This window comes from Nonomuraea aridisoli (assembly GCF_003236395.1).
GTDB classification, from domain to species: Bacteria; Actinomycetota; Actinomycetes; order Streptosporangiales; family Streptosporangiaceae; genus Nonomuraea; species Nonomuraea aridisoli.
On sequence record NZ_POUD01000451.1, the window covers coordinates 1 to 4277 of the forward strand.

The following is a 4277-nucleotide window of genomic DNA, read 5'->3' on the forward strand; positions in this document are numbered from 1 at the left end:
GCTCCCCAGCGCCCACCCAGCCGCCGCCCGACCAGCACGACCAGCACGACGGTCGCCGCCGCCATCGGCAGCGTGGACAGCCGGTAGACCAGCGTCACCGGGTCGATCCCGGTCACCCAGCTCGTCGCGGCCATCTCGGCGTAGACGAACCAGTGGTACGACAGCGGCTCGCCCAGCACGGACGGCAGCGCGGGCGGCACGTGGTGCCGCAGCTCGCCGACCAGCGCCAGGTGGTAGGGCATGTCCACGTACGCGTCGGTGATCGGCACCCGGTACAGGAACAGTGTGCTCCACACCACCAGGAAGCCGACGATCCCCGCGACCACCCACGCGCACCACGTCGGCATGCGCTCACGTCCGGCCGGGCCCCGCCAGTGCCGCCGCAGCCCCGGCACACCCGCGAACGCGACCAGCACGGCCGCCGGCGGCGCGAGCACGAGCAGCGGCAGCCCGGCCGCCCTGGCGGGGATGTAGGCCAGCACCTCGACCGCGTACCCGAGCGCCAGCCCGGCCGCGAGATCCGCCGGCCCGCCCCCGGTCAGCGCCCGCCACAACAACGTCCCCGGCAGCAGCACCGCCAGGCCGACGTACGCGGCGAAAACGGCCAGGTCGCGGGCCGGCACCCCGCACCCCAGGAACGCCACGACGGCGATCCCGCACACCACCCCGGCCGACGCCGGCCGGACGAGCCCGCGCCCGACCCAGGCAGGCGCCTCCCCGGACGCCGTCACCGGATGACGGTCACCAGCCGGGTGAACTCGGCCGGCAGGTCCACACCGTCCCACACCCGGTGGAAGCTCAGCGCGCTCCCGACCGGCACCATGCGGTCCACACCCCGCCCGGCCAGCCTCCGGGCCAGCTCCTCCAGCTCGTCACGGCCGAAGCCGAAATGCGTCATCGTCTGGTCGCGCCGCTCCACCAGCTCCTCCAGCTCGGCCGGCGACGCCAGCCGGGCGTGCGCGAACGTTCCCGCGCCCAGCCACCGCCGCGGCGCCGCCGCCGCGGCGGACAACCGGACCTCGGCCAGCGCGTTGCCGTGGAACTCCACCCTCTCGGCCAGCCCGTCGGCGGCCAGCCCGTACGTGGACACCCGCTTCTCCACCGCCATCGCCGCGTCGACCCCCCACCCGCGCACGGTCACCACCCGCGCCACGTGGTCGGTGAAGTCGGCCCGCGCCGCCTCGCAGTCGCCCTCGTCGCCGACCCAGAACACCGTCCGCGGCGACGAACAGGCCGCCTGGTCGAACCAGTAGGTGTCGTTGACGAACCCCTCGGCGGCCGTGACCCGCGCCGCCCGCGGCGCGCACAACCACGCCGCCGCCCGCACCACCGCGAACGACGAACGGTCGGGGAAGGTCAGCTCGCGCGCGTGCGGCGTGAGCGGATGCCGCCGGATCTCCCGCACCGTACGGTCGCCGCCCCACACCACCCGCAGGTCGCAGGCCGCCGACAGGGTGGAGGTGACGGCGTCGGAGCGGTCGTAGGAGACGATCCGCTGGGTGGCGGCGACCACCGGGTCGGCGTCGTCGAGCGTCTCGTTGAGCGTGTCCACGATGACCTCGGCCACCTTGCCGGAGCGCGGCGACAGGCGTACGACGTTGCGGTTGCCCATCAGGGCCGACAGGGCCCAGGAGTAGACGAAGACCGTGTCGACGTTCGCGGGCGGGACGTGGAAGACCAGGCCGCGCGGGACGCGTACGTGCTCGCCGGCCAGGCTCTCGACCGTGCGGGCCAGCTCAGTGGGACGCAGGAAGAAACCGAGCGAGCCCAGCTCGGGGTGGCGCCGGGCCAGGGCGGGCCGCAGCAGCCGCCGCCCGAACGCGGCCAGGAACGTGCGTACGCGCTCGTCCCCGACCTCCAGTCCGCCGCCCAGGCGGAGCAGCTCATCCACGGACACCCGGCCGGCGGCGGGGAACCTGACCTCCACCGCCGGGACGCCGAGCGTGGTGACATCGTCCAGCATCAGCCCTGCCCCATCGTGTCGCTGCACCCGCGCGCCTCCGCCCGCGGCAGTCTGCCGAGCACCTCGAAGCGTTTGCCCGGCCGGCTCCCGTCGTCGACGCCGCGCACCACGCCGAGGTCCTCCGTCAGCAGGACGTGTCCCGGGTACGACGTCGGCAGCGTGCTGACCACCTCGATCAGCCCCGGCACGCCGGGCGGCGCCTCCTGCCACGTCTCGGGGTCGCGGATCACGACGTCGGCGAAGTCGGGGCAGTAGAGGCCGTCGCCGTCGGGCCCTTCGAGGAAGACCGTGCCGATCTGCTCGACCATCCCGTAGAAGTTGTGCACCCTGGTCAGCCCGCACTCGGCCGCCAGCCGCCGCCGGAACTCGGCGTTGCCGACCGCCTGCTCGGCCAGCCGCTTCCAGCCGCCCGAGTGGATGAGCACCGCCTGCGACAGATCCGCCCCGAGCGCGCGCAGATGCAGCCACACCATGAACGTGAACCCGAACACCAGGAACCGCTCGCGGCCGTGGCGCGCCAGGAACTCCTTGACCGCCTCGGCGTCCACCCGCCCCTGCTCGTCCAGCACGAACGTGTGGTCGCGGCCGAAGTTCATCATGCCGAGCACGCCCGCGCCCCGGGCGCTCAACGTCGGGTCGCGCACGACCGAGCGGCTGTCGACCACCAGCATCGGCAGCCGCCGCTCGCCCAGCACCTCGCGCAGCGTGGCGGCCAGCATCCGGGTCTGCGTCGCGGCCGCCTCCCGGTCGAGGTAGATCCGGCTCGGCGTCTGCCCGGTCGTCCCGCTGGACGTCAGCACCCGGAACACCTGCTCCTCGGGCACGCTGCGCAGCTCGTGCGTCTTGAACAGCCGCACCGGCAACCACGGCAGATCCGCCACCCGCTCGTACGGCGGCCGCGCCCCGATGGCGTCGAGAATCCGCCGGTAGGGCAGGCACGCCTCGCGATGCCGCTCCGTCAACGCCGCCAGCCGAGGCAGCAGCACCGCCTCCTTCTCGGCCGCCCCCAGCTCGAACATCCCCTTCACCCGGCTCACGTGAGCGACTCCAGGGCGCGGTAGTCGACCTTGCCCGTGGGCAACAACGGCAGCCGGTCGAGGCTGCGGACGTCGAAACCGCTCCAGTGCACCCGCAGCTCGGCCGCCAGCCGTCTGGCCAGGGCCGCGCGGTCGGCCGAGGGGAGCCCCTCCGTCCACACCGTCACCCGGTCGTCGCCGCTGGTGACCGCGAGCGGACCGGCGTCGCGCAGCAGGCGTTCGATGTCGTCCATGTTGACCCGGATGCCGAACACCTTGGCGATGCGCCGCAGCCGCCCGGTGATGGTGAGGAACCCCTCGGTGTCCAGCTCGCCCAGGTCGCCGGTGCGCAGCACCCCGCCGAGGTCGTCGCCCCTGGCCAGGTCGGCGGCGGTCTCGGCGTAGCCCATCATGACGTTGGGCCCCTCGTAGACGACCTCGCCGGCCTCGACGCTCAGCCGCCCGCCGGGGACGGCCCGGCCCACGGAGCCCGGCTTGTCGGCCAGCCGGTCGGGCGGCATGACGGCGATGCGGGCCGTGGCCTCGGTCTGCCCGTACATCACGTAGAACCGGTCGGCCTGCGCGGCGAACTCCTTCACCAGCGCCTCGTCGAGCCGCCCGCCCGCCTGCGTGAGCGTGGTGAGCGAAGGGTGCCGCTCCCGCTCGAACCGCAACCGCCGCAACATCTCGTACTGGTACGGGACGGCGGCCAGCGACGTGCAGGCATAGGTGTCGACGTCGTTCCAGAACGACCGCTGCAGCAGCGAGTCGTCGGTCAGCACCACGGTCGCCCCCGCGATCAGATGGCTGTTGAGCACCGACAGCCCGTAGCTGTAGTGCAGCGGCAGACTGGTGGGCGACACCTCATCGGTGCCGATCTCCAGCGCCTGCGCGATCGCCGCCGCGTTGGCCATGACCGCGTGCCGCGACAGCCGTACGAGCTTGGGATCGCCGGTGGACCCCGAGGTGGCCAGCAACACCCCGAGCTCCGCGTGCACCCCCGCCTCGCCGGTGACGGGTGACGCGCCGCCGGTCAGGTGGGCGCGCGGCGGGCCGTCGGGCGCGTTGGCGAAGCCGAGCAGGGCCCCCGGCCGGAACCGTCGTACGAGCTCGGCCAGCACCCCGGCCGGCAGTTCGGGATCCAGCAGCGCCACCGCCCGCCCGGAGCACCAGGCGCCGAGATACCGCAGGACGGAGGCCAGATCGTTGCGCATGCCGCAGAACAACGGCCCCGGCGGCAACCGCGTCACGATCTCCGCCGCCCGCTCGATCCGCCCGGCCAGCTCGCTCCCCGCGAC

4 protein-coding genes are annotated in these 4277 nt (G+C 73.8%); all 4 read right to left on the reverse strand.

Annotated features, from left to right (window positions below; translation table 11 throughout):
* Positions 1 to 731, reverse strand: a 731-nt coding sequence (locus C1J01_RS46545; RefSeq protein ID WP_220040461.1) for a hypothetical protein, incomplete at its 3' end; no start/stop codon positions are given.
* Positions 728 to 1963, reverse strand: a complete 1236-nt coding sequence (locus tag C1J01_RS46550) for an acyl-CoA reductase (RefSeq protein WP_111185398.1) — start codon at positions 1961 to 1963, stop codon at positions 728 to 730. The genes C1J01_RS46550 and C1J01_RS46545, both read right to left, overlap by 4 nt.
* Positions 1963 to 3000 carry a LuxE/PaaK family acyltransferase gene (locus C1J01_RS46555; RefSeq protein WP_235855132.1) on the reverse strand — a complete coding sequence of 346 codons (1038 nt, stop codon included), beginning with the start codon at positions 2998 to 3000 and terminating at the stop codon, positions 1963 to 1965. The genes C1J01_RS46550 and C1J01_RS46555 overlap by 1 nt, the downstream gene beginning before the upstream one ends.
* The coding region (locus C1J01_RS46560) for an AMP-binding protein (protein WP_111185399.1) at positions 2997 to 4277 on the reverse strand (1281 nt) is incomplete at its 5' end. The genes C1J01_RS46555 and C1J01_RS46560, both read right to left, overlap by 4 nt.